This window comes from Mesorhizobium sp. M0816 (genome assembly GCF_040320005.1).
Taxonomy (GTDB): domain Bacteria; phylum Pseudomonadota; class Alphaproteobacteria; order Rhizobiales; family Rhizobiaceae; genus Mesorhizobium.
Genome location: NZ_JAMYOT010000035.1, coordinates 21798 through 43648, shown reverse-complemented (window position 1 = coordinate 43648; position 21851 = coordinate 21798). Strand labels below are relative to the sequence as shown.

Genomic DNA, 21851 nt, shown 5'->3' with positions numbered 1-21851 from the left:
CGACACCGCCAAGAAAGTCGCCCGCACCGAATGCGACGGCAGCGAGACCTGCAGCCATCACTCTCATGCGTGGAACACCGCAGGATGCGTGGGGCAAATCGCGGATGCGTGTCCACCCGCCCCATTGCGGGCCGTGGTTCCTGCTGAACGGCAATTGCTCCACAGACGATGAGCCGGCGCATCTTCATCGATCCCTGGGTTTGATGACGCGGTTGAAGGGTCCGCCCCGGTCGACGCCGCGCGGAACTCCGGTTGCTCGTGCGCGATGCCGTCGATCCGGCTGATCAGCCCGTGAATGTCGCCCAGCACCCAGAGGTCTCTCACCTTGCCGTCCTCGAATGTGAAGATCGGCATGCCGTACCACCACACGTGCCGACCGGTGGGCGCGCGACCGAACAGCGGACGGCGATGGATTCCGTGGAAGCGGAGCTTCGCCGAGACCCGATTTCCTTCCTCGATCATTTCCAGGATGTCGGATGTGTAGTGATCGAGAGAGCTTGTCACCCATCTGACATAGTCAGCGAACCCACTGTGCCCCACGAGAACCGGGCCGAGCGACCCGCGGAAAGTGAACCCCTCATGAAAGATTGCCGGGATCAAGTCGACGGCCGCGTGATCCCAATGTCCTTGTAGAACACCCGGACGATCTCCTTCTGCGGGCTGAGCTCGATGTCATCGAACGTCATCACCTTCTCGTGCTCATCGGGCGCGATACTCATGAATGCCTCCTTTTGCCGCTGGATATCGAGCGTTCGAACCGGAACGCCTGTGGAACCAGCCGATCCGCTACCGGCCACGGACCATCCGGTAGCTCATGGTCAGGGCAGCGCCTTCCGGTAGCGAATAGCCGGTCCCGCACTGACCGCCTGTGCCGCATGTACGATGGCGTTGGTGTCTAGGCCGTGGTGACGGTAGAGGTCCGCAATCGTGCCGGTCTGACCAAAGTGCTCGACCCCAAGCGCCTTGACGCGATGCCCGTTCACGCCGCCGATCCACGCAAGCGTCGCCGGGTGACCATCAATTGCGGTAACGATCCCGCAATCTCGCGACAGCGGCGCCAGCATCCGCTCGACGTGGCTAAGGGCGCCGGTCATTCCGCGCTGGCGGGCACGCTCCGCTGCCTGCCAGCCCGCGTTCAGCCGGTCGGCTGACGTGATTGCCATCAGCCCGACGTCGCGCCGGTCCTCTGCCAGAAGCCCCGTCGCTGCAATCGCCTCCGGCGCGACAACGCCTTGATAAGCGATCACCACGCTGGCGTTCGGCCCAGGCGGTCGCAGCCAATAGGCGCCATTGACGATATCCCGTGCCAGGTCCGGCCTCATGTCGCGGAGCGGCTGCTCGAGCGGCCGGGTGGACAAGCGCAGATAGACCGACCCTCCGGTCTGATCACGCAGCCATGTCGTCTCGTCCGGATCTCCTTCGCCGTTGCGCTGCATGTAATCGAACGCGAAGCGCATGATCACGGACAGCTCGTCGACGAAGGCCGGTTCGAAGGCGCAAAGCCCATCCTGCGCCATGCCGATCAGCGGGGTGCCGATCGATTGGTGCGCCCCGCCCTCCGGCGCCAGCGTCACGCCGGAGGGCGTGGCGACCAGCATGAAACGCGCGTCCTGGTAGCAGGCATAATTCAGTTGATCGGCGGAACGATAGATGAACGGGTCGTAGACCGTCCCGATCGGCAGCAGACGGACGCCGTTGATCGAATGCGATAGTCCGAGCGCCCCGAGCATGATCATCAGGTTTGACTCTGCGATCCCGAGTTCCAGGTGCTGCCCCTTCGGTCCGAACTCCCAACTGTAGGTGGAGGGGATGCGTTCGGCCTTGAAGGTGTCGGCCATGGTCTCGCGGGCAAAAAGGCCGCGCCGGTTGACCCAGCCCCCGAGATTGGTCGAGACCGTCACATCGGGCGAGGTGGTGACAATGCGTTCGGCAAGTGGACTCTGCTCGCGAGCGATGTCGGTCAGAATCTGACCGAAGCCCATCTGGGTCGACAGCGGCTTGCCGGGCTGTCCCGGCAACGGAAGGGTTGCGGGCACCGGCACTGACGGCGCTGACAACCGCCGACGCCCCTCACCGAAGAACGGCACCTTGGCGAGGAAGGCGTCAAGCTCCGCTTCCGGCAGGGTGGCGGCGGCCCATTTGTCCCACTCCTCACCCGGCTTGACGGCCATTTGCCGGCGGAAACCTTCCATGTGCGCAGGCGTCATCTGTCCCGCATGGTTGTCCTTGTGTCCGGCAAGCGGCAGACCGTAGCCCTTGATGGTGTAGCAGATGAAGCAGACGGGCCGGTCATGGCTGGAAGCCGCTTCGAAGGCTTCGAGGAGGCTCGGCATGTCATGCCCGCCAAGGTTCGTCATGAGTGCCTGCAACGCGTCGTCGGAGCGGCGTTCAATCAGGGCGGCGACCGGCCCCTGATCTCCGATCTCGTCGAGGAGCCGCTTGCGCCAGGCAGCACCCCCTTGGAAGGTCAGCACCGCATAGAGCTGGTTGGGACACCGCTCGATCCACTCACGCAGCTTCTCGCCCCCCGGCTCAGTGAAGGCTGCCTCTTGCTGCGCACCATGGCGCAGGATCATCACATCCCAGCCGAAATTGCGGAAAATCTGCTCGAACCGCTGCCAGAGGCCCTCCCGGATCACGGCGTCGAGCGACTGGCGGTTGTAGTCCACGATCCACCAGCAGTTCCGTAGCCCGTGCTTCCAGCCCTCGATCAGGGCTTCGTAGATGTTGCCCTCGTCCATTTCGGCATCGCCGATCAGGCTGATCATCCGACCCTCGGGGCGGCCCTTCATCCAGCCATGGGCCGAGACGTAGTCCTGCACCAGCGAGGAAAACAGCGTCTGCGCGACGCCGAGACCCACCGACCCGGTCGAGAAATCGACATCGTCGATGTCTTTGGTCCGCGAAGGGTAGCTTTGGGCGCCCTTGTAGCCGCGAAAGTTCATGAGCTTTTCACGGGTCTGGTTGCCGGCGAGATACTGGAGTGCGTGGAAGATCGGCGCCGCGTGAGGTTTGACCGCCACCCGGTCCTGCGGGCGCAGCACCGATCCGTAGAGTGCAGTCATGATCGTGCTCAGGGAGGCTGAAGAAGCCTGATGGCCGCCGACCTTGATCTCATCTCCCTCGCGGACGTGGTTGGCGTGGTGGATAGTCCAGGCTGCGAGCCAGGAAGCGCAGCGCTCGATCTCGTTCAAATATGCAAGTTTCGTCATTATTCACTTCCCCGAAAATCAGCGGTCGGACCGATGCCTCCCAGAGTAGATCGTCAAAGATCGAGCTTCAGCACGCCCGTCGCGCGTGACACGCAGGGGATGAAGCGATGGCCGCGTGCGTCTTTGGACAGGACGGAATCCCGATGGATCGGCTGTCCACTAAGCATAACGCATTCGCAGGTCCCGCAAACCCCCTTCTCGCATGAGGCCAGTAAGGGCACCCCGGCGGCGCGCAGAGCCGCGAGCGCCGTGGTCTGCGCCAAAACCTCAACCATCCTGCCCTCACGGAGTTCTATGACGAATGGTTCCGGTGGTGCGCCATCAAAGTCGGGAGGCTGGAAAGTTTCGAAATGAACCGTGCCCTCAGGCCAGTGTTCAGCCGCCCGCCCCACGGCGGCCATGAATCCGGGCGGTCCGCAATAGTAAACCTGTGCCTCGGCCGAACGGTTCGCCAGCAGCGCGGCGATGTCCTGCCGGGTCGCCGTCTCGTCGTCGAAATGGAGCCGAACATTGCCGCCAGGAAGATCGCCCTCGATCACCGGCAAGAGTGGCGTGAGCGCCCGGCTGCGGGTGAAATAGTGCAACTCGAAGGGCTTGGCCTGCCGGGTGAGCGCGCGCGCCATGGCCAGAACCGGGGTGATCCCGATCCCCCCTGCCAGCAGCAAAGTCGGCCCCTCGCCTGGCTTGAGCGCAAAATGGTTGCGTGGCGCGGAGACAGGCAGTGTGGAGCCGACGGCAATGGTTTCGTGGATCCACGCCGAGCCGCCACGGCCGTCATTCTCGCGCTTCACCGCGATGGTGTAGCGGCTGAGCTCGGTCGGGTCGCCGCAAAGAGAATACTGACGCACCTTCCGTTCAGGCAGATGGACATCGACGTGAGAACCCGCCTCGAACGGCGGCAGCACAGGTTTGCGCGGGTGTTTGAGGCCGATGACCAGTACTTCCCCCGGCTCCTTGCGGACAGCGGTCACGGTCAGCTTCATGACGATGCGGGGCGAGGCCATGGCGTTTCACTCGTCGATGGGCAAGATCAGATCACCGGGGCGGATCACGCCCCCGACCTCGATTGCGCAGTTCAGGCCGGAGCGGTTCAGAAGCCCGTCGTAGAGACCCGGAAGCCCCAGCAACTCCTCGATATACTTGCACGGGACATTCATCCGGGCGGCTCTAAGGATCGTTTCCCCGACCCGGAAGCGTTTGCCGACAAGATGGCCTAGCGGAGCGCCTCGTGTCGTCAGATTGCGCCGGTGATCTTCGGGCGCCAGCTTGGCCTTGAAGCCCGGTATCCTGGGTTCGCCCTGCGCGATGGCTTCCAGAACTTCAGCTTCGATCAGCGTCACCTCGCGAACGTCGGGACGCGCCGAATAGGTCCCCGCCCCCAGGTAGTAGCGATCTCCGACAATGCCTTGGCCGGCAATAAGCTGCGCCTCCGCTAGCTCCTCCATTTCATAGGAGGCAGCAGGCGCGATATGGATATGAAGCAGCTTTCCTAGCCAGGTCATCATCGCTCTCGGAAATTTGTCTCGTGGAAACCTGCTGCAAAACTGGCCTGATCAACAGCGCCAGTTGCATGGCGTTTTCCCGGTCCAGTTGGCTGTTGCAAAGAAATACGGGGCCCCCTCGGACCGTTTTCAGCGCCTGCTTTCGACCTCCCCCTGTCTCAGTTGTTCCGCGCCGGCATCGCGTCTTGCACCTGCTTGACAACCTCTCGCAGGACCTCAACGCCCTTCCCGATCTGCCTAATGCTCAAGGCGGCATATCCCATGACAAGACCGACGCGATCCGCGCGGCCTTCGTCCGATGGCTGTTCGTATAGCGGCGAGATCAGGTGTAGCCCCAAGCCCGCACGTCGGGCGGCTTCGACCAGTGCCGGTTCCTGCGATCGTGGCAGGTCTTTGAACCAAACGGCGACGTGCAGTCCGGCATCTGCTCCCTGGACAGCGATGCGATCGCCGAAGCTGTGCCGCAAGGCGCCCAACAACGTCTCCCGACGCTCGCCGTTCAGCCTGCGCACACGCCGCACATGGCTTTCGTAGCCGCCACTCTCGATCAAACAGGCCAGAGCCTCCTGTTCAGCCACCGGCGAATGCCGGTCCGCGAATTGTTTGGCGGTTGCGAAGACCTCCTGCAATTCCGTCGGGACGACGAGATAGCCGATACGCAGCATCGGCGAGAGCGTTTTGGAGATCGTGCCGAGGTAGATGACAGCCCCGTGGTCCTCAAGACTGTGCAGCGGAGGGACCGGATTGATATCGTAGCGATATTCGCTGTCGTAGTCGTCCTCGATCACATAGGCGTTGTTGTGCCGCGCCCATTCCAGAAGCTGATGGCGGCGCGCGATCGGCATGACGCCGCCCAGCGGAAACTGATGCGATGGCGTGACATAGGCCAGTCGCGCCCCGATCCCCGCCAGCAACTCCGTCTTCATCCCGTCCTCGTCGACGGTGACCGGGATGGGCGAGGCACCCGTACTGGCAAAGACCTGACGCGCCATCCTATAGCACGGGTCCTCGATGACAAAGCGGTCGGCGGGATCGAGAAGCAGGCGCGCGCACAGGTCGAGGCCCTGCTGCGAACCGTTGACGATGATGATCTGCTCGAGGTCGCAGCTCAGGGTTCGGGCGCGCCAGAGATAGCCCTGGAGCGCCTGGCGCAGCCGGCGCGAGCCGCGCGGATCCTCATAGGCAAGACGCAACGGGCGCTGCCCCATCGCCTCGTTCATCGCACGTTTCCAGACCAATGCGGGGAAGTCTGACGGCGCCAGGTCGCCATAGCGGAAATCGACCTTCAGCCCAGTCGGCAGATAATCCGGCCAGGGCGGCGTAACGCGCAGTCGGCCCCCATAGGCGGACAGAAGAACCGGGCCGACCCGTTTCGCAGGCGTGCGGCTTGTCCCAGGACCGATCAACGAAGATGCAACGCGGGGTCGTGCGCCTTGACGGACGTCGATGAAACCTTCCGCAGCCAGTTGCTCATAGGCGACCGTCACCGTCGTTCGCGAAACCCCAAGGTCATTTGCGAGGCCTCGGGAGGACGGCAGCTGACTGCCGGTTTCGTAGACACTTCCGAGGATCTGCTCGCGAAGAGCCTCGTAGATCTGGCGTGCACCCATCGCGTGCGTGCGACCTGCAGAACCGGCACTTGAAGACTGGACCATTTCATTCATCGCCAACTGGATATTTCACATTGGCCAGTTTGCCGGCAATCTTTCGGAAACCCAAGAAAGATCTTAGAGGCCGAATGACCCGCTCCTATCAATCCGAGACCGATGCTCTCACGCGGTCGCTCAACGACACCGGTCCCGGATTCGCCACTCGGGCGATCCATCATGGCTACGATCCCGCCGGCTTTTCCAATGCCGTTCAGCCGCCAGTCTTCTTGACCTCGACCTATGGATTCGAAAGCGTGGCAGCGAACGAGGCCGCCGCCGCGCTTGGCGGAAGGCTCTATGCGCGCGAATACAATCCGACGACGGAGATCCTCGAACAACGGCTTGCCAATCTGGAAGGAGCCGAGGCAGGTCTGGTCGTTGCCTCGGGGATGGCGGCTTTCGGGACGCTGATCCTGTCGCTCCTGTCCCAAGGCGATGAACTCATCGTCCACAGGACGCTTTATGTGAACACGCTTGCCATGGTCGAACAGGCGGTCCCCCGCTTCGGCATCAAGGTCGTCGCGGTCGACCTGTCCGATCCTCACAATCTCGATGCCGCGATTGCCGAGCGGACCCGGCTTGTTTTCTTCGAGACGCCGGTGAATCCGCTGAGCCGCATCCTCGACATCGCTGCCATTGCCGAGCGCGCCCACGCGCGCGGTGTAAAGGTTGCAGTCGACAGCACCTTCGCCTCCCCCGCGCTCCAGCGGCCGCTCGAACATGGGGCAGACCTCGTGCTCCACTCGCTGACCAAATACATCAATGGGCACGGCGATGCCCTTGGCGGGGCGATTCTCGGCGACGCGCAAACGCTCCGCACGCTGCACGAAACGGGCCTGCGCTACATCACCGGCGCAGCGCTCTCGCCCATGTCAGCCTTCCTGATCCTGCGCGGTCTGAAGACGCTCACGCTGCGCATGGAACGGCACAGCGCCACTGCCCTTGCGGTGGCTCAGGCGCTCGAGGCGCACCCGGCGGTGGCATGGGTGAGTTATCCCTTCCTCGACTCGCACCCTGATCAGGTGACGGCGCGAAAGCAGATGTCCCAAGGGTCCGGCATGTTGGCCTTTGGCCTCCACGCTGGGTTCGAGGGCGCGCGCCGGATGATGGACCGGCTCAACCTGATCACCCGGGCTGTCAGCCTCGGCGATGCCGACAGTCTCATCTATCATCCGGCAAGCCTGACCCGTGCTCGTCAGCCGATCCGCAAGGATGCGCATCTGGCCGATGGAGTCGGCGAGGACCTCATGCGTCTCTCGGTGGGCCTTGAAGACGCCGATGACCTGATCGCCGACCTGCGGCGGGCTCTGGACGCCTTGTGATGACCTGTCGTCCGGCCAGTCCTGCGCTCACGCACAAACCTGGAGCCTTGCCATGGCATTCCTGAGCGGTCTTTCCGCGTTTCCCATCACGCCCGCCGATCGTGACGGCCGCGTCGATACCGTTGCTCTGCGCAGGCTGATTGCTCGGCTTGGCGCCGCTCAGGTCGACTCCATCGGTCTTCTCGGCAGCACCGGCACCTACATGTATCTGTCGCGCGAGGAACGGCGACGGACGCTCGCCGAGACCTTGGACGAAATCGCCGGGCGAACGCCGGTCGTGGTGGGTGTGGGCGCGTTGCGCACCGATGAAGCAGTGAGGTTCGCGCAGGACGCCAAGGCCCTTGGAGCTGCCGCGGGGCTGCTTGCGGCCGCCTCCTACACCCCGCTCACTGAGGACGAGGTGTTCGAACATTTCTCGACGGTGGCGTGCGAGAGCGGCCTGCCGATCGTCGTCTACGACAATCCAGGAACGACGCATTTCCATTTCACCCCAGCACTCATCAGCCGCCTGGCAAAGGTGGGTGGGATTGTCGCTATCAAGAATCCGACAGACAAGGGCGATGCGATCAAGAGCCATCTGGCCGACCAGAGGCGCACTGTGCCGGAAGGGTTCTCGATCGGCTACAGCGGCGACTGGAACGCTGCAGAGGCCATGATCGCCGGCGCCGACACATGGTACAGCGTCCTCGCCGGCATCCTGCCCGAGGTCTGCGTGAAGATCGTCACGGCGGCGCAACAGGGCGATGCGGCCGAAGCGCGACGGATCGATGCCACGCTTGCGCCGCTCTGGAGCCTCTTCAAGGAGTTCTCGAGCCTTCGCGTCGTCTATGCACTTGCCGAATTGCTCGACATTTGCCGTGCCGACCCCCCGCGTCCCATCCTGCCTCTGCCCTCAGCAGCGAAGCGCCAGATCGCCGCCGCGTTGGAACGCTTGCCATCGGATGCCAGCCGGTGAACAGCGAACCCGGCGGCCAGTGAAAGGAACTGTCATGTATTTACCCGCTCATTTCGATGAACCGAGCCGAGAAGTCCTTTACGAACTGATCGAGAACAACGCACTCGGCGTTCTGATAACCATGGCTGGAGCGGTCTCGACGCCGATCTCCCTTCGAACTCGACACGTCACAGGGGGAAAACGGTACCCTTCGCTGCCACGTCGCACGCAACAATCCAGTTTGGCAGGACGTGGCGACCGGCGATGAGGTGCTCGTGGTGTTCCGCGCCGCCGACGCCTACATTTCGCCGCGGTGGTATCCGAGCAAGCAGGAGTTCCACAAGCAGGTGCCGACCTGGAACTAGGCTGAAGAGCGTGGCCCATCGCACTTTGATGAATGTCAGCAAAGCTTGCCCTACTGGATGGTACTGCGAAAAGCCGAGCGAACGATAAGCGCCTGGCACACGAAATTGCACGCCGCCTTCCAGAGACCGGTCCAGCCGACCCAGCAACGTCAGCCTTCCAGGCGTAGCGGTCGGCCCAATTGAGCAGTCAACGACGAAAACGGGTCACGCTTTGCCCTTGAAGTTCCCAGAGCGAGAGTTTGCAAAGCGTCGGAAGTGATCACTGCGCTGGCCGACTGATGCCCAGTCGCCTCATTTCGGCGATAGACGGTCGATCGGCCGAGACCCAGTGCCTCGCAGCTTCGGTCGGCGACATGTTGGCCTTGATCAGCTTGATGGCGGCCTCGACCTTTTACATGTCGAGCGGTTGCCGACCGGGTTGTCTCCCTTTCGCCCGTGCTGCAGCCACGCCATCTTTCGTGCGCTCGGAAATCAGCCGTCGCTCGAAATGAGCGATCGCACCGAATACACGGAACACGAGCTCGCCTGCGGCTGAGGATGTATCGATCTTCTCTTCCAGACTGAGCAGGTTGATCTGGCGTTCGCCTCGACGCTGATCGAGGCCTTGGAATTCAAAGGCGGGCGGAGAAGCGCCCGCACGATCGCCGGAATCCGTATGCTCCGCGAACTGAAGAGATCGGGCAAACGCGATGTTCCGCCCGATGCGCCGATGCCGTTCAAGAAGGACTGGCGCAAGCTGGTGATCGGCCCGGATGGCAAGATCAATCGCCGGCTCTATGAAACGGCAATGTTTGCCCATTTGCGCAACAAGCTGCGTTCTGGGGACGTGTGGGTGGAACGGTCTTCCGCGTACCGTCGTTTCGACAGCTATCTCCTGCCCGAGCCGGTGGCCGCACCGATCGTTTCGAAACTTGGGTTGCCGTCAGCCGCCGACGAATGGCTCGATCGGCGCGGCCGGAAGCTCGATTGGCGGCTGAAAAAGTTTGCGCACCGCCTCAAGCGGAACAAGCTCGACGGCGTGCGCCTGGTTGAAGATCGCTTGCAGATTTCTCCTGCCAAAACCACGGCTCTTCGCGGACGTAGGCATCCTGCGTCCAGACGAGTTGGTCGCAGGTGACTCCTTGACTTGCGGCAGCCATGCGGGACAGGCCGAGATTCGTGGCATCGGCAAGGATGGTGGCCAACAGTGCGCTCTCGTTGGGACAGTTTTCGCCGGTGCGCAGATTGGTGAACGCCGTCATGAAGCCTGTTTCGCGGGCGACTTCGTGCAGAAGTTCGGTGATGCGAATGCGTGGCATCATGGCCGAGCCGGTCGGCGAGCGCTTCGGCGTCGGCGGGACCGTGGTTTTGGCAGGAGAAATCTGCAAGCGATCTTCAACCAGGCGCACGCCGTCGAGCTTGTTCCGCCGGGCAGCCGATGCGTCTCAAGGAACTGGCTGTCGCATTCGGCAAGGCAACGTCGCGGTGCTCGGCGGCGTCTCGTCGGCCTTCATGCTGCTCGCATGGGCCCCCTTTTCGATGTGGGAAGTCGCGGGTCGCCTGTTGATCCAGGCCGGCGCCACGGCCCTGCACAAGGCCAAACCGGCGTGCTGCTTGGCGGTCAGTTGAATAGGTGTTCTCCCAGTTGCGCGGTACGAACCTGGTTCTGCGGAATCGGGCGGTGTGATCTTCAAGCAGCTCAAGCGGCTCGGCGCATGCTGCGACTGGTCGCGCGAGCAGAGGCAGAAGACGCTCAGCCATGCTCAACGATATGCCATTGCGGGACCGCTCGGCGATACCGGCAATTCAAGCGGTCGCGTGCCGCAGGCCTCCATCCCTCAACTGGGCTCATCAAGGGAAGCACAGCCGCCGCACGCCGGTGGCGGCGGGGCGATCTTGGGCGCCTCGGCGCTGCAGCCAGGTCGTTCAACAACAGTTTGCGTAGGTGCCGATAGGGCGTCCTCTTTACTCCGAAGATGCATCCCTTATCGAGGGTCTCAGGGCGGCACTCGTCGACCGGGGGAACAAAGAGGTAAGACGATCCGACTGTTTCGCCGCGTGGGCGGAGAAGAATTCGTCCTGGTGTTGCCAAACACATTAGCTGCTGCAGCGGAGCTGATCATCGCAAGGATGCTCAACTGTGTTCGCAACTCACGGCCGCTCAGGGAGAAGTTAGAATTTGGATACACCTTCTCGGCTGGAGTCGCTACTGCTCGCGCGGGCGACACCACCACCGAGATATGCTGGCTCGGGCTGATACGGCTCTCTATTCCGCCAAGATGGCGGGGCGCAATCGCATCCATCTTGCAGCTTGAACCAATCTGCGCCGATACTGCGTTACATAGGTGAAGAACGCCAAGGTGGGTTCGTCTTCGTAGCCGTGGGAGTGGCTCAGACCCAGTCAATCGTAAGAGTGCACAAGACCTAAAGCGCTAGGACCAACGGAGGGCTCAGCGGAGCAGGTTGGCCCCCGAAAGGTGCGACTCCGGCCTCGTCCGGGGGACTTGCGCCGCTGGAGAATGCGATGTTTGGTCGATCTGGCTGCCACACAGCGGGCCACCTTGGCTGGCTTACACAAACTTTGCCATCAGGTCGGCATGAACCTGTGCTCCAGCTGGAATGCGTGTACCAGAAATTCGCGGACACCGATGGAGAATCCGGTTTTTGGGTCGGAACGCCGTTGTCGTCGGAATCCGCACTGACATCTAAAGCGTGGTGCTCGGAATGGCTGCCGCCGCGAACGAAGCAGGCCGGAAATCCGGCATCGAACTTGTCTTTGATCTGCGTCAATGCACCTGCAGCAGACTCGAGTTATTCAGGGGATTTCCCTTGCCTTCGGGTAGGGGAGTTGAGTTCCAATTGAATCGAACACCTTAGGACAGTATGCAAGAGCCCCGACGGACACAGCAATCACTGCTAGACATGATCCATGATGTAATCAATACGGCTCCGAATGCGCTCGCACGTATAGCTCTGTATATTGAGCAAGATCCGAAGGCTGTTCTAACGATGTCCATCGCCGACCTAGCGCACGACACCGCAACTGGGCCTGCTTCAATAATAAGATTTTGCCGAAGGCTGGGACTCTCGGGATTCCGCGAGTTTAAGATTGCGCTCAGCGGCGACATTGAGCGGGTAACGCTGATTGAGCTGGCTGAACGCGCCGCACCAGAAGATATAGACGTAGCACCGGGGGTCGCCGCTCTCAGTACTGCTTTACAAAGCTCAATTGCCGCGTCCGCTCGAGGTTTTGACGATCTTCAAATTACTGGGCTTGCCAACCGCGTCCGAGCGGCCCGTCGCGTCGAAGTGTTTGGCGCGGGGCCGTCTTCAGTCTGCGCTGATATTTTGGCCATGCGGCTGATCTGGCTAGGGTTCCCCGCGCATTCCTCGGGGTCCGCCACCATGTCTCACGCTCTTGCGCGGAGACTTGGCTCGTCGGGCCTTGCTCTTGGCGTTTCCTCGCTTGGCCACACTGAGGAAACCAGGGCTTTTCTGGCAATTGCGCGCAAAACCGGAGCATATACGATTGCCATTACGACCCGCGCGGACTGCCCGATCGCTCAGACTGCCGACGAGGCGGTCTTGTTTACCTCGGCTGGAGCTTGGCCACAGTCCGGGTCGGCGATGCATGTTCCGCCTGTAGTATTGCTGAGCGAATATCTCTGCCAGTGTCTGCAGGTGAGGGAAGTTTGAACGCCTGACTAGGCTAATCCGGCCAGTTTCGACGCCATACCCGAATCTCACCTTGGGCACGTGCTCGAGCCAGAGGCGGCGAAGTAATTACCCACGCCCTTGCCCTCTCGATGCGGCACGGTGCGTCGTCACTCGTCGTCGATGTCCGGGTACTGCGGGGGAGCCTTGCCGATCTTGCTGACGATCCTCGGGTAATTGGCATCGGGCTGCGCCTGCCCTGTTCCAATAACTTCAACGCGGAAGCGCCACTCGTCACCGTAGTCGTACAAGAAGGTCATTGCCGAGCCCACCTTCTGGAAGGCTATGGTGACGCGCGTGCCCTTCACGCTGCGAGAGCCGCTCCCCTCTATGTCGGCGAAGAGTTCGAACCGCTGGGGCGAGTCGAACAGCTTTCCCGTCAGTTTTGAACAGAAGCCGTAGGCGTGGTCCATGTCGAAGCCAAAAGCCGCTACGATGGCTTCGGCCAGATCCGCTAGCGTGCTCTAACTTGACACCTCGATGTCCCGATAAAGCCGTGCCCGAAGAGAGGCTCGGAAGATCAAGGTCGCGGGCTCAGTCATGGCGAATTTCAGGCGCTGACGGTTTGAAGGATGATTTTGAAGGGGTTCGTGCCTGGCGCGAGACGAGCCGTGTCGACGACGGTTCGAATGTCGGCTTCGCCCTTTGCGGCCCACATGGCGCGATAGCCGTTGGTGATCTTGCGTTGAACGACGGCGGGTCTCAGCGCGCGTTCGCAGGCGTTGTTCGTCGCGTCGACCATTCCTGGCCATTGGGCAAAGGTCAAAAGTTGATCGCGAGCTCGCCTGAACTTGTTTTGGATATCGCGGGCCAGATCGCACGACGTTGTGGTGGCGAAGATATCGTCCAGACTTCGCTCCAGGGCGCGACGTTTACCGGCGACGGTCGAGGCGGCGAAGGTTTCGATACCGTCGGCTAGGGCGAAGGCTCTCTGCAGCCAACGCTTGAGCCGTGAGGGCAGCATGTCCTCACTTGCCTCGTCCGCATAGGCGACGTCGCGGGCGAGATGCGCCAGGCAGGTCTGATGCGCATCTGCATGACCTTGTTGCGCGGCATAGCGATTGGAACACCAGACGTCGGGCCGATGGCCGTCCATCAGGGTCCGGACCACGACGGCGCCGCGCGTTGGCGCCGCTTGATGAACAACCGCTTCGGCGCAGCGAAACACCCAGTGGTAGGCGTTGCTTCCTTCGATCCGCACGCCGGTCTCATCGGAGGCGATGACCTTGGCCCGGCGCAACGTCGCGACCGCCTTGTCGCACTCGGCCGCGAAGGCGCCCTGCGCACGGCGCAACATGTTCATCAGTCCGCCCTGGCTGATGGTGAGACCGAAAAGGTTCGCGAACGCGCCCTGCAGCCGCTCGTAGGACAGGGCCTGGAAAGTCTTGAGATAGGTCGCTACGGCGTGCACGCGTGGCCCGAACGGCGTCCCCTTCGCCGCATCTGGCACAGCCGCGACGACCAGTGTGCCGCAGGACGGGCAACGGACTGCCAGACGCCGATGGCGCTCAATCAAAGGCCTGATCGCGGGAAGCTCAATCTTGTCGTGCTCGCTGACGGTTTCGGCAGCAATATCGCTCGACAGGCTGGCGCGGCAGCAAGGGCATTGGTCGGGATGATGATCGATGATGCGATCGGCATCCTCAAGTATGGCGCGGCTGTGACCTTTATGACCCGCCTTGGCGCCGCCAGGCTTTGCCCTGTCCCGACGCTCCTTGCGATCGCTCGACGGTGGCTTGGACGACGTGCGTGATGTCTTCTCTGGCCGCTGCATCCGCAGCACCAGATCGATCAACTCTTCCTTCGTCAGACGCTGCAAATCAGTGCGATCCATAACCGCATAGATTCAGGGATTCTTGCCCCTGACAAGGGCGTGGGTAATTACGCGGCGAACATGAACCGCCGCGTTTCCTGCGAAGGTCGAGCCGCGCCACCTGGTGCTTGCTGCCAGCCCCCAGCACCGGAGATGAGATCAGGCAAGGGGGACGAGCGTGAGTAAACTCGACGAGCACCCGCCGCAACAGACATTTTAGCCTATTTGGCAAGCCACGGCCTAGCCGGAACGGTGCTGGGTCCAGACGGTATCATCAGCGCAATAGCTCGAGGATGCGAAGCGACCACTTTGTTGATCGTGCCGTGGCTCGAAAGAGGGTGTCAACTGCTGTCGGGCCTTTTCGATTGCCGGCAATCTGCGCATTTCGCAAAAGCCGGACAGGGGTGGGGTACACTCCAGGGCTGTGTCCGGGAATTGCCGAAACACGCAGGCAATCTGCACTATGGGTCGGCGAGTCAAGCAGCGGGGATTGGTCAAGCCCCGTCGTCATGACGCGGATCAAAAGACGATTTTGAGCTGATTCCGAGTTCGCGGGAGCGGTTGCGCAGGACCGACTACGCTTCTCATCCTGTTGGAGGTTCTTTACGAAGCCCTGTCCGAGCAGTCCTCGAAAACAGATGTGCAGCCGCATGGTATTGAGCCTTTTGCGATTCCTTTCTAACCTGGGCCTGATTTGCCCCGCAGATGCGCACATCGCCTCGAGCGGGGGCTTGCGGACCTTAATCGGGACCTCGTCTTGGAGACGATGTTTCCTCTCCGCTTAGCCCGCGTGTCGAAGGAAATTCTCGACTTCCGATTCTTACTTCCGGAGCCCGATGTGATGGTGAAATACCCAGACGTTGAACCAGGCCTTAAAGAGGAAGTCCCTTGGTCCGACAGCCTGACCACCTACGATCGGGAGCACTTCAGGACCTATCTAAGGTTTGTCGATGCATCTGCCGACAACGCCAGCTATGAGGAGAGATGGCTTAGATCATCCTCGGCATCGATCCGGTGGAAGAACCGGAGCGCGCGCGGAAAGCCGCGCGAAGCAATCTCGAGAGAGCGAACTGGATGGCGACCGCAGGTTACAGGGAATTGTTCGCCGACTGAGCCGAACAGGCGGCAACACCCTGCTCTTGTCAACGGCAGATATGATCACGCGTAAGGGGAAGAGGCGACGCAAAAGGGAGCGCCCCAATCTGGCGAAGCCGGAAGCTTGCGGAAAGCCGGAAAGCCAATGAATGGTTCGGTGAGCGACATGATGGATGAAGGTTCCGCTATCGGATCAAGCCGTGGACGAAGTTCTCTCGTCCGTCAGGAGTTCTGTCAGAGCGGCCGAGCAGACCTCATGTGCCGACCTTTAGGTTCACATGTATAGTCTTAGTCTAGTCTAAGAAAGATCGTTCCGTGACTGGCCAAATGTGGTCAGATATCCATCTGTGCGGGCAAGAAGATTGGATTTGACCCGTGTCCTGCGAGCCCTGGACTAGCGCGGAAATAATAGCAACCAATTTGTCCCGGCTGATTTCGGGAGCCATTAAGGCGGAATGATCCAGGAGTGCAAGCAGATCATCCCGATGCTTCGAATGATGGCCCTCCAAGTACATCTCAATCTTTCGCGCGATGACGTCCGCGAAGCTCGCCCGTGTCCCAAGAAGCGGATCATTAACTAACGCCGTTGGTCGTTCCTCTTCGAGAACCCAATTCAGCGCCAAGGTCCCGTTCGACCTCAAAAACACGATCTCCAACTCCGCGCCGGCAGGTCGCTGTGAAGCGATGGAGAACCCGGCGTACGCCAGAGCCCTTGTATCCTTGTCCACAGCTTCCGTAAATGCGTCCAAATTGACATGATGAATGTCAACATCACTCGGCACACGATGGATGAATTGCGAAAGGACGCTGCTGCCGGCCACCCAACTATCTTTGCACCGATTGGGCGAAATAGCGACAAATCCAGTGTGCATCAGGTCGGAAATCATATCCTTATATCCTTCTTGGATATTGAGAACAGCCTGTAAACTACCTTCACGTGGGGATAGGTTCCGGACCGCAGCATCACAGTTGTGAGATCATTCGAAGCCGCAATGTGTTCAAGGAGATCGTCACGGGCATTAGTCCCGAATCCTAGAACGATACGACCTGTTTTTGTAAGGAAATTTGGGCCTTCCGACAAAAAGCGCTTGAGCAAATTATACCCTGGATCAATCGCGCCACATTCGATGTCATCCACATACTTGTAGTCTTCTGCAGCGAAGTTCGACGGGTAATTCCAAAATACAATGTCGAATCTCCTGCGACGGGGGATGTTTGTGAATAGATCGCTTTCGATAGCTTCCACGTTCTTGATGCCGTTTCTTTTCGCATTCTCCAATGTGTTCGCGACCGCCCTCTGGTTGATGTCGCAAGCTACTAACGACCGCGCACCACTTTTTGCCAACAGAAGGCCGGGAAGACCGAAGCCGCAGCCGATTTCCAATATGGTCTTCCCGGCGAATGGGGGGAAATTCTCGCTGATCCAACGCCAACCCTCGAAACTCTCAGGAGGAAAAACCCCTTCCAGTACGATCAGATCAAGCCCGAATTCCTGCAAATGGCGCGGAAAGTTGCCTTGTTGGCTTGTCCGAAGCATTGTCCTGATACTATCGAGTTCGCTCATATGTGCTCCCCCAGATGGATACGGTAGTCGTCGCTACCTGATTCAGGCTCGACGGCATCGACGGTTCGCTTCAGCAGGGAATGCCAAAGAGGCATTGAAAACAGACCGGCCTCAAGAACGAGGCGATCCCAAGATGAGCGGACAGACGCATGCTGAACAATACCTTCTAGACCGGCTCGATCCCCCTGAAGGTACCGGTGGACGGCCGTTGTCAGGCCCCTCTTTGATGCGAGTAGGAGTGCTTTGCCGTAACTTGATCTCGCGTGAGCAAAGGCGCTACCATCACCCCCATTGTCCGGCATCGGCACAGATCCCCTGTCGCCAAGAACGTGTAACAACATCTGGAAAGATGAATGGGCGATTTGGCCGGTATCGAGGGAATTCCAAGCGGCTACTTCGTTGCCCAAGAATTGGCGCCGAAGTATTGTCAGCTCGGCCTGCATTACTTCTGGACTGTCGCTCACATGGAGGAGGTTCGTCACGGGATTGTCGCAAAAAAAGAGACTCCGTACGGTGCCGCTTCTAGCATGGGCCGGCTGTGTATTACCCTTTAGTCCTTGCGATAGGTGCAGCGCATTAGGTCCGCTCCAGATTGTGGCGCAAACCGGACGCATGTCGAACAAGTCCAGCACCAATGGCCAATGGTTCCCGCCGGTGGAATGTGTCAGGGTATAAAACGCATCGATCGATCTACGATTGTGGATTGAAAAGAATCGCTCCGCGAGTTCCAAGCCGGTTCGCCTGCGAATAAACTCGTCGAGCAGCCACGTGATTCCGGAGCGAGCGACTTCTGGGCCATAAACTAGTAGTGCCGTGGAGGGCATCATGCCGCCCCCCCCAGATCCTCGGTTCCGATATAGGCTTTCCTGCTTCCGACGGTGATATTGGTCGCTTTAACGCGCTTCCCTTCGAGCCAATCGGAGAGACGAGAAGAATGACGAGCGTTAATCACCACGCCGGGGAGGCGTTTCTGTGCCATGAACTGGACCGCGCACGCGTCAACCGACGTGTGGCCGAGAAGGACAAGATCTTGAGCAGCGATCTGCTCTATAAGTGCAGCGGGATCTTCGGTTGCTCCACCACGATACACGCCGTCAACATCTGTCAAAATCACCAGCCGTGGTGCCCCGGTGAGCCAAGCGACCCACGCGGCAACGGCGTCGGATGTAACATCCCAACTCCATTCCACTGGATCAGCTGCAAACAGCAAACGGGAAGGTAGCAGGACTGGAATCTTTCCGACTCTCGCGAGAGTTCGGCACTCACCTAGGCTGGCCGATGGAACAAGCTTGGAAGAGAAGGCGGCGTCCGCAAGCAAATACCCCGTTTGGTCCTGTGCTAGCGCACACGCATGATGCGCCGTAGACGACTCCAATGGCTTGGCCGCATCAATCATTTCAATTGCTTTGTCTGGGATGCCGCCGCCCGGAACAAGTAGTATTCGATGGCCGTCACCGGCGAGACGCTCAAGTTCAGCCAGTGCAAGCTTACACACCGCAAGATCACGCATGATGCTCCCGCCGAATTTCACAACAATTGAAAAGCCATATGGCAGAAAGCCCTTTATTAAGCTGTCCATCGTCTCGCCCTCCTGCCCTCTGGCCAAACACACGATCTAAGGGAATTTTGAGGTTAGATTTGGAAGCGCTGCCCAGACCTTTTGAAATGCGGCTGCGTACAATTTCATCACTTCTGCGCCGTTTGGCGGAGCGATCTCCGACACGCAAAACATAGTGTTCAGTAGCATCATCGTGTTTGGGAAATCGGTCCTTGACCATCTTTTGCTGACATCCGGGAGATAGTCAAAAACGGGCTTCGTCAACCAAACCATGACCGGAACTCCCTCGGCTTGAAGGAGCTTAACGATGAAATCCCTGGCCGAAGGGCCAGCTAGAAAACCGAGCTTTTCCGGCTCAAGACGCAGCGGGAGACTAAGCATTGATTGTTGATCAACTGCTGGATCGAAAAGAGGCAGAAGCCCTGAGAGATGGCCAATTTCCTGCCAGAGGAACATTGCGTTGCTTCGCCTCTTTTTGAGCTGCCGGTCTAGGCGCTTGAGCCTGTGATTGGCTATAGCAGCAGAGAATACGTTGGGTCGGTAATTGTAACCTTTCGAACTCGGGGAGAAAATTCTAGCTCCACATCGCGACGAGCTTGTCAGCGAAACCTTATCGACATGGTGAATCAGAGCAGGGTCCCTTGTCAGAACAAACCCAAGCTCACCCGCTCCGAGGTGTTTGGCCCCATTTCCTGAAAGAGCAAGTGCGTCGGTCTCTAAGTAAGATCCATTGACAATGTTTTTCGCAACGCCAATCGATTGACAAACATCGTCAATAATGGCCACGTCACTCGCTCGCGCAGCCAGCCTAAGATCCGGAACCAAAATGTTATTTCCGAACAGATGAGTTATGAGCACCACCGCGTCGCCGGGCTCGATGAGAGCGGCCGCCATCTTCTGATCAACTCCCGCAAGGTTTGGCTCTACATCGACAAACACCGGCTCGAGTCCGCTGATCGCGATGGGGCCGACGGCTCCTGGCCAGTTCAAAGCCGAGGTGACAGCTCGGCGGCCTCGATTCCGGTAGTAGTCGAGGGCCACGTGAATAGCGGCTGTGCCGCTTCCAACAGCGCGCACAGACCAGTTGCCCGACCACTCCGCTAGGCGCTTTTCGAGCTCAGTGACAATAGGGTGATTAACTCGATGATATTTGCCGCTTTTGACAACACTGGCGAGCGCCTTCAGATGCTTGCGTTTGGCGGCTGGCCAAGGGACAACTCGCCCGGCCGGCACTGTAGGAATCCCTCCGAAGAGGGCGAGAGAAGTGTCGTTCTGGTGAATGCGCGTTGCATTTGCTTCCGAGACTAAGCTTCCATGCTTGTTCATATAGTCCTCCAGACGCCAACCTCACCGTGGTGTCGGCCATCGGCCACTCGCGAATGCAGAGCCGAACCAACCCACCTTTCGATCGCTTTTACGCGTCCGAGCGGAGGCTCGGCCCACGGCGGAACGCTCAAGAGCTGAGAGTTCGCCCCTGAGAGGAAAACCGGGTGCCGTGACACCCTCGGCACGTTGAGTTCAGAAAGGCGGCTTCAAACTCGTGACCGGCGTTTGTGTGGTGAGAATTATCCTCACAAGGATCCGTATCAGATCTGACATGCTGTCTGCTTTCCTTCATTTCATCCGTTGCGTTTCGCACCACAGGAAGCTATTCGGCAGCTTCCCTTGCTTTGTACCCGGGCAGATCAAAACTCGTGCCACCTTGACTGGCTCTGTCCCAAAGTTGGTGCTCTCGGCGAAGTCAGCACTTCGGGCTCGACTGGTGGAGAGGGCCGTTGATTTTCTGGGTATTCAACCGACCCGAGGGGTATTGCCGCTCTCGTCCGGCGACCCCGTGAGGCCGGCGTAGCGCGCCACGGCGCGGCGGTCGCGCAGCTTGCGCGACAGCATCTCGTTGACCAGCATGTCGGCGGTCTCGACGCCGATGCCGATGATCCGCGCGAGCAGGCGAACCATCGCGTGCGGGCCGTTCGCCGCAGCCGGAGCCGCCGCCAGCCGGCGCAGGCGCTCCTGTTCGATGGCGCGGATCTGCGCGCGCACGAGGTTGAGCCGCTCAAGGAAGCGGTAGAGCTCGGCGCGGGTGTTGTCCGGCAGCGGCGTTCCCTCCGCCGTTCGGATGCTCTCCAGCCTGTCCGCCGCCTGCGCAGGCTCAGCCGGAAGCTGCGGACGCCGAAGCGGGCGAGGATCGCCTTGATGCGGTTGATGAGCCGCGTCTGCTCGCCGACCAGGGTCCCCCGCTCGCGGTTCGGCCGCCGCGCGTCCTCCTCTTCGAGTGTCGGGATTGCCGCCATGGAGCAATGGCGCTTCTCGCCACGCAGCCAGCCGAGAAAAGCGCGCATCAAAAGCTCGGTGTCGAGACGATCGGTCTTGGCGCGCTGGTGCTCGCGCACACCGGAACGCTTGAGGGATGGATGGCATAGGCCTCGATGCCGTGCGCCCGCGACCAGCGCGCCAGCCAGAAGCCGTCGCCGGCCGCCTCGTAGGCGACGGCGATCCGCTGGACCGTGTGCCCGGCCCGGCCGGCTTCGTCGCGCCAGCGCTGCAGTAGCTTCAACAGTGCTGGCGCGACGGCATCGATCTTCTTGAGGGGCTGGCGCTTGAGACCTGGAATAAGCGCGGCGACGAGCCACTTCGCCTTGCTCATTTCGATGACGGCGATGATCGTGTTATCCTGTTCAAGAGCGGTAAGGGAGCGGCTCGTGTCAAAAGATTGCGACATGGGACGCCTCCTTCTGATGGTGGTTGAAACAGCGAAGGATGCCACACCCTCGCCGCTCCCCCCATAGCATCTACTCGGCGGGCAAGATTCACCGATTGCTTGCTTTCTCCTGGAAAGAAGTTCACGGTCCGATCCAAGACAGAGGCAGGACAATGAAAAGCCGGCTAGATCCCTAGTGAACGCGGAAGTGTCGTCGGTAATTAGCTCATCGGCAGCTTTCGTAGGCGTCTTCGGGCGACTCTGAGTTTTGACATGACGTATGATTGTCTCTCAGCGACGATCGCCAAGCGGGGCGAGCCAACGGCGTGCCGATCTCCTTCGCTCTCAGCTATCGGAATACCAGCGCAGCGAGCTGGCCAGAATCGTCGCACATGGCCGACGCTCTCAATAATTCCGTCACTCATGGGCGGCGACAACAGGGCGCG

The 21851-nt window shown here is 60.3% G+C and carries 20 protein-coding genes and 2 pseudogenes; 5 read left to right on the top strand and 17 right to left on the bottom strand.

The features are described from left to right. Positions 1–63: 63 nt before the first annotated feature. The 6 genes from NKI17_RS31750 to pdxR form a co-directional block, all read right to left on the bottom strand. Positions 64–600 carry an ester cyclase gene (locus NKI17_RS31750; RefSeq protein ID WP_352579568.1) on the bottom strand — a complete coding sequence of 179 codons (537 nt, stop codon included), beginning with the start codon at positions 598–600 and terminating at the stop codon, positions 64–66. Continuing rightward, positions 597–719: a hypothetical protein gene (locus NKI17_RS31745; RefSeq protein ID WP_352579567.1), complete on the bottom strand. Its 123-nt coding sequence runs from the start codon at positions 717–719 to the stop codon at positions 597–599. The genes NKI17_RS31750 and NKI17_RS31745 overlap by 4 nt, the downstream gene beginning before the upstream one ends. Before the next feature lie 99 nt (positions 720–818). Further along, a complete protein-coding gene (locus NKI17_RS31740) occupies positions 819–3212 on the bottom strand; it encodes a thiamine pyrophosphate-binding protein (protein WP_352579566.1) in 2394 nt (797 codons plus the stop codon). Positions 3213–3265: 53 nt separating this feature from the next. After that, the gene (locus NKI17_RS31735) at positions 3266–4216 is read right to left on the bottom strand and encodes a PDR/VanB family oxidoreductase (RefSeq protein ID WP_352907368.1); all 951 of its coding nucleotides are present in this window, start codon (positions 4214–4216) and stop codon (positions 3266–3268) included. Positions 4217–4222: 6 nt separating this feature from the next. Then, entirely contained in the window at positions 4223–4714 is a 492-nt protein-coding gene (locus NKI17_RS31730; RefSeq protein WP_352579575.1) for an MOSC domain-containing protein, read from the bottom strand. Between the two features lie 158 nt (positions 4715–4872). Further along, positions 4873–6369 carry a MocR-like pyridoxine biosynthesis transcription factor PdxR gene (gene pdxR, locus NKI17_RS31725; protein WP_502894674.1) on the bottom strand — a complete coding sequence of 499 codons (1497 nt, stop codon included), beginning with the start codon at positions 6367–6369 and terminating at the stop codon, positions 4873–4875. Positions 6370–6452: 83 nt separating this feature from the next. Here pdxR and NKI17_RS31720 point away from each other — a divergent pair, with 83 nt between their 5' ends. The 3 genes from NKI17_RS31720 (at position 6453) to NKI17_RS31710 (ending at position 8984) form a co-directional block, all read left to right on the top strand. Further along, complete coding sequence (locus tag NKI17_RS31720; RefSeq protein WP_352907367.1) at positions 6453–7685, top strand: trans-sulfuration enzyme family protein; 1233 nt, start codon at positions 6453–6455, stop codon at positions 7683–7685. Between the two features lie 52 nt (positions 7686–7737). Next, complete coding sequence (locus tag NKI17_RS31715) at positions 7738–8640, top strand: dihydrodipicolinate synthase family protein (RefSeq protein WP_352785598.1); 903 nt, start codon at positions 7738–7740, stop codon at positions 8638–8640. Positions 8641–8765: 125 nt separating this feature from the next. Then, a complete protein-coding gene (locus NKI17_RS31710) occupies positions 8766–8984 on the top strand; it encodes an FMN-binding negative transcriptional regulator (protein WP_352785596.1) in 219 nt (72 codons plus the stop codon). 391 nt (positions 8985–9375) lie between these two features. On the opposite strand, the gene NKI17_RS37170 is transcribed toward NKI17_RS31710, so the two are convergent. After that, entirely contained in the window at positions 9376–9531 is a 156-nt protein-coding gene (locus tag NKI17_RS37170) for a recombinase family protein (RefSeq protein WP_502894676.1), read from the bottom strand. A gap of 33 nt (positions 9532–9564) precedes the next feature. On the opposite strand from NKI17_RS37170, the pseudogene NKI17_RS31700 reads away from it, so the two are divergent. Beyond that, a pseudogene (locus tag NKI17_RS31700) lies at positions 9565–10053 on the top strand (Tn3 family transposase); the annotation flags it as partial. Here the strand turns inward: NKI17_RS31700 and NKI17_RS37165 are convergent. Continuing rightward, a pseudogene (locus tag NKI17_RS37165) lies at positions 10046–10384 on the bottom strand (Tn3 family transposase); the annotation flags it as partial. The pseudogenes NKI17_RS31700 and NKI17_RS37165 sit on opposite strands and share 8 nt — an antisense overlap. A 1501-nt stretch (positions 10385–11885) precedes the next feature. Here NKI17_RS37165 and NKI17_RS31685 point away from each other — a divergent pair. Then, positions 11886–12659, top strand: coding sequence for a MurR/RpiR family transcriptional regulator (locus NKI17_RS31685; RefSeq protein ID WP_352529055.1), 774 nt, complete (start codon positions 11886–11888; stop codon positions 12657–12659). A 128-nt stretch (positions 12660–12787) separates the two neighbouring features. On the opposite strand, the gene NKI17_RS31680 is transcribed toward NKI17_RS31685, so the two are convergent. The 9 genes from NKI17_RS31680 to NKI17_RS31635 all read right to left on the bottom strand — a co-directional run bounded on the left by NKI17_RS31680 (position 12788) and on the right by NKI17_RS31635 (position 21426). Beyond that, positions 12788–13126: an IS1096 element passenger TnpR family protein gene (locus NKI17_RS31680; protein ID WP_352624969.1), complete on the bottom strand. Its 339-nt coding sequence runs from the start codon at positions 13124–13126 to the stop codon at positions 12788–12790. A gap of 101 nt (positions 13127–13227) precedes the next feature. Continuing rightward, on the bottom strand, positions 13228–14511 hold the full coding sequence (tnpC, locus tag NKI17_RS31675; RefSeq protein ID WP_352624957.1) for an IS66 family transposase: 1284 nt from the start codon (positions 14509–14511) through the stop codon (positions 13228–13230). A 1367-nt stretch (positions 14512–15878) separates the two neighbouring features. Then, positions 15879–16472: a hypothetical protein gene (locus NKI17_RS31665; protein WP_352624959.1), complete on the bottom strand. Its 594-nt coding sequence runs from the start codon at positions 16470–16472 to the stop codon at positions 15879–15881. After that, the gene (locus NKI17_RS31660; RefSeq protein ID WP_352529059.1) at positions 16469–17149 is read right to left on the bottom strand and encodes a methyltransferase; all 681 of its coding nucleotides are present in this window, start codon (positions 17147–17149) and stop codon (positions 16469–16471) included. Before NKI17_RS31660 ends, NKI17_RS31665 begins: the two co-directional genes overlap by 4 nt. After that, entirely contained in the window at positions 17146–17973 is an 828-nt protein-coding gene (locus NKI17_RS31655) for a nucleoside-diphosphate kinase (RefSeq protein ID WP_352785592.1), read from the bottom strand. The genes NKI17_RS31660 and NKI17_RS31655 overlap by 4 nt, the downstream gene beginning before the upstream one ends. After that, positions 17973–18728 (bottom strand): amino acid kinase family protein, encoded by a 756-nt coding sequence (locus NKI17_RS31650; protein ID WP_352529063.1) that lies wholly within the window; start codon positions 18726–18728, stop codon positions 17973–17975. The genes NKI17_RS31655 and NKI17_RS31650 overlap by 1 nt, the downstream gene beginning before the upstream one ends. Before the next feature lie 36 nt (positions 18729–18764). Then, positions 18765–20033 carry a DegT/DnrJ/EryC1/StrS family aminotransferase gene (locus tag NKI17_RS31645; RefSeq protein ID WP_352529065.1) on the bottom strand — a complete coding sequence of 423 codons (1269 nt, stop codon included), beginning with the start codon at positions 20031–20033 and terminating at the stop codon, positions 18765–18767. Between the two features lie 465 nt (positions 20034–20498). After that, a complete protein-coding gene (locus NKI17_RS31640) occupies positions 20499–21005 on the bottom strand; it encodes a transposase (protein ID WP_352624963.1) in 507 nt (168 codons plus the stop codon). A 40-nt stretch (positions 21006–21045) separates the two neighbouring features. After that, positions 21046–21426 carry a hypothetical protein gene (locus NKI17_RS31635; RefSeq protein WP_352907364.1) on the bottom strand — a complete coding sequence of 127 codons (381 nt, stop codon included), beginning with the start codon at positions 21424–21426 and terminating at the stop codon, positions 21046–21048. Positions 21427–21851 lie beyond the last annotated feature (425 nt).

Excerpts from the sequence above, each read along its gene's own strand:
- tnpC (WP_352624957.1), bottom strand. The coding sequence starts at position 14,511 with ATGGATCGCACTGATTTGCAGCGTCTGACGAAGGAAGAGTTGATCGAT.
- NKI17_RS31665 (WP_352624959.1), bottom strand. The coding sequence starts at position 16,472 with ATGATTTCCGACCTGATGCACACTGGATTTGTCGCTATTTCGCCCAAT.
- NKI17_RS31740 (WP_352579566.1), bottom strand. The coding sequence starts at position 3,212 with ATGACGAAACTTGCATATTTGAACGAGATCGAGCGCTGCGCTTCCTGG.
- NKI17_RS31645 (WP_352529065.1), bottom strand. The coding sequence starts at position 20,033 with ATGAACAAGCATGGAAGCTTAGTCTCGGAAGCAAATGCAACGCGCATT.
- NKI17_RS31730 (WP_352579575.1), bottom strand. The coding sequence starts at position 4,714 with ATGACCTGGCTAGGAAAGCTGCTTCATATCCATATCGCGCCTGCTGCC.
- NKI17_RS31655 (WP_352785592.1), bottom strand. The coding sequence starts at position 17,973 with ATGCCCTCCACGGCACTACTAGTTTATGGCCCAGAAGTCGCTCGCTCC.
- pdxR (WP_502894674.1), bottom strand. The coding sequence starts at position 6,369 with ATGGTCCAGTCTTCAAGTGCCGGTTCTGCAGGTCGCACGCACGCGATG.
- NKI17_RS31650 (WP_352529063.1), bottom strand. The coding sequence starts at position 18,728 with ATGGACAGCTTAATAAAGGGCTTTCTGCCATATGGCTTTTCAATTGTT.
- NKI17_RS31720 (WP_352907367.1), top strand. The coding sequence starts at position 6,453 with ATGACCCGCTCCTATCAATCCGAGACCGATGCTCTCACGCGGTCGCTC.
- NKI17_RS31660 (WP_352529059.1), bottom strand. The coding sequence starts at position 17,149 with ATGAGCGAACTCGATAGTATCAGGACAATGCTTCGGACAAGCCAACAA.
- NKI17_RS31635 (WP_352907364.1), bottom strand. The coding sequence starts at position 21,426 with ATGTCGCAATCTTTTGACACGAGCCGCTCCCTTACCGCTCTTGAACAG.
- NKI17_RS31735 (WP_352907368.1), bottom strand. The coding sequence starts at position 4,216 with ATGGCCTCGCCCCGCATCGTCATGAAGCTGACCGTGACCGCTGTCCGC.
- NKI17_RS31715 (WP_352785598.1), top strand. The coding sequence starts at position 7,738 with ATGGCATTCCTGAGCGGTCTTTCCGCGTTTCCCATCACGCCCGCCGAT.
- NKI17_RS31685 (WP_352529055.1), top strand. The coding sequence starts at position 11,886 with ATGATCCATGATGTAATCAATACGGCTCCGAATGCGCTCGCACGTATA.
- NKI17_RS31745 (WP_352579567.1), bottom strand. The coding sequence starts at position 719 with ATGAGTATCGCGCCCGATGAGCACGAGAAGGTGATGACGTTCGATGAC.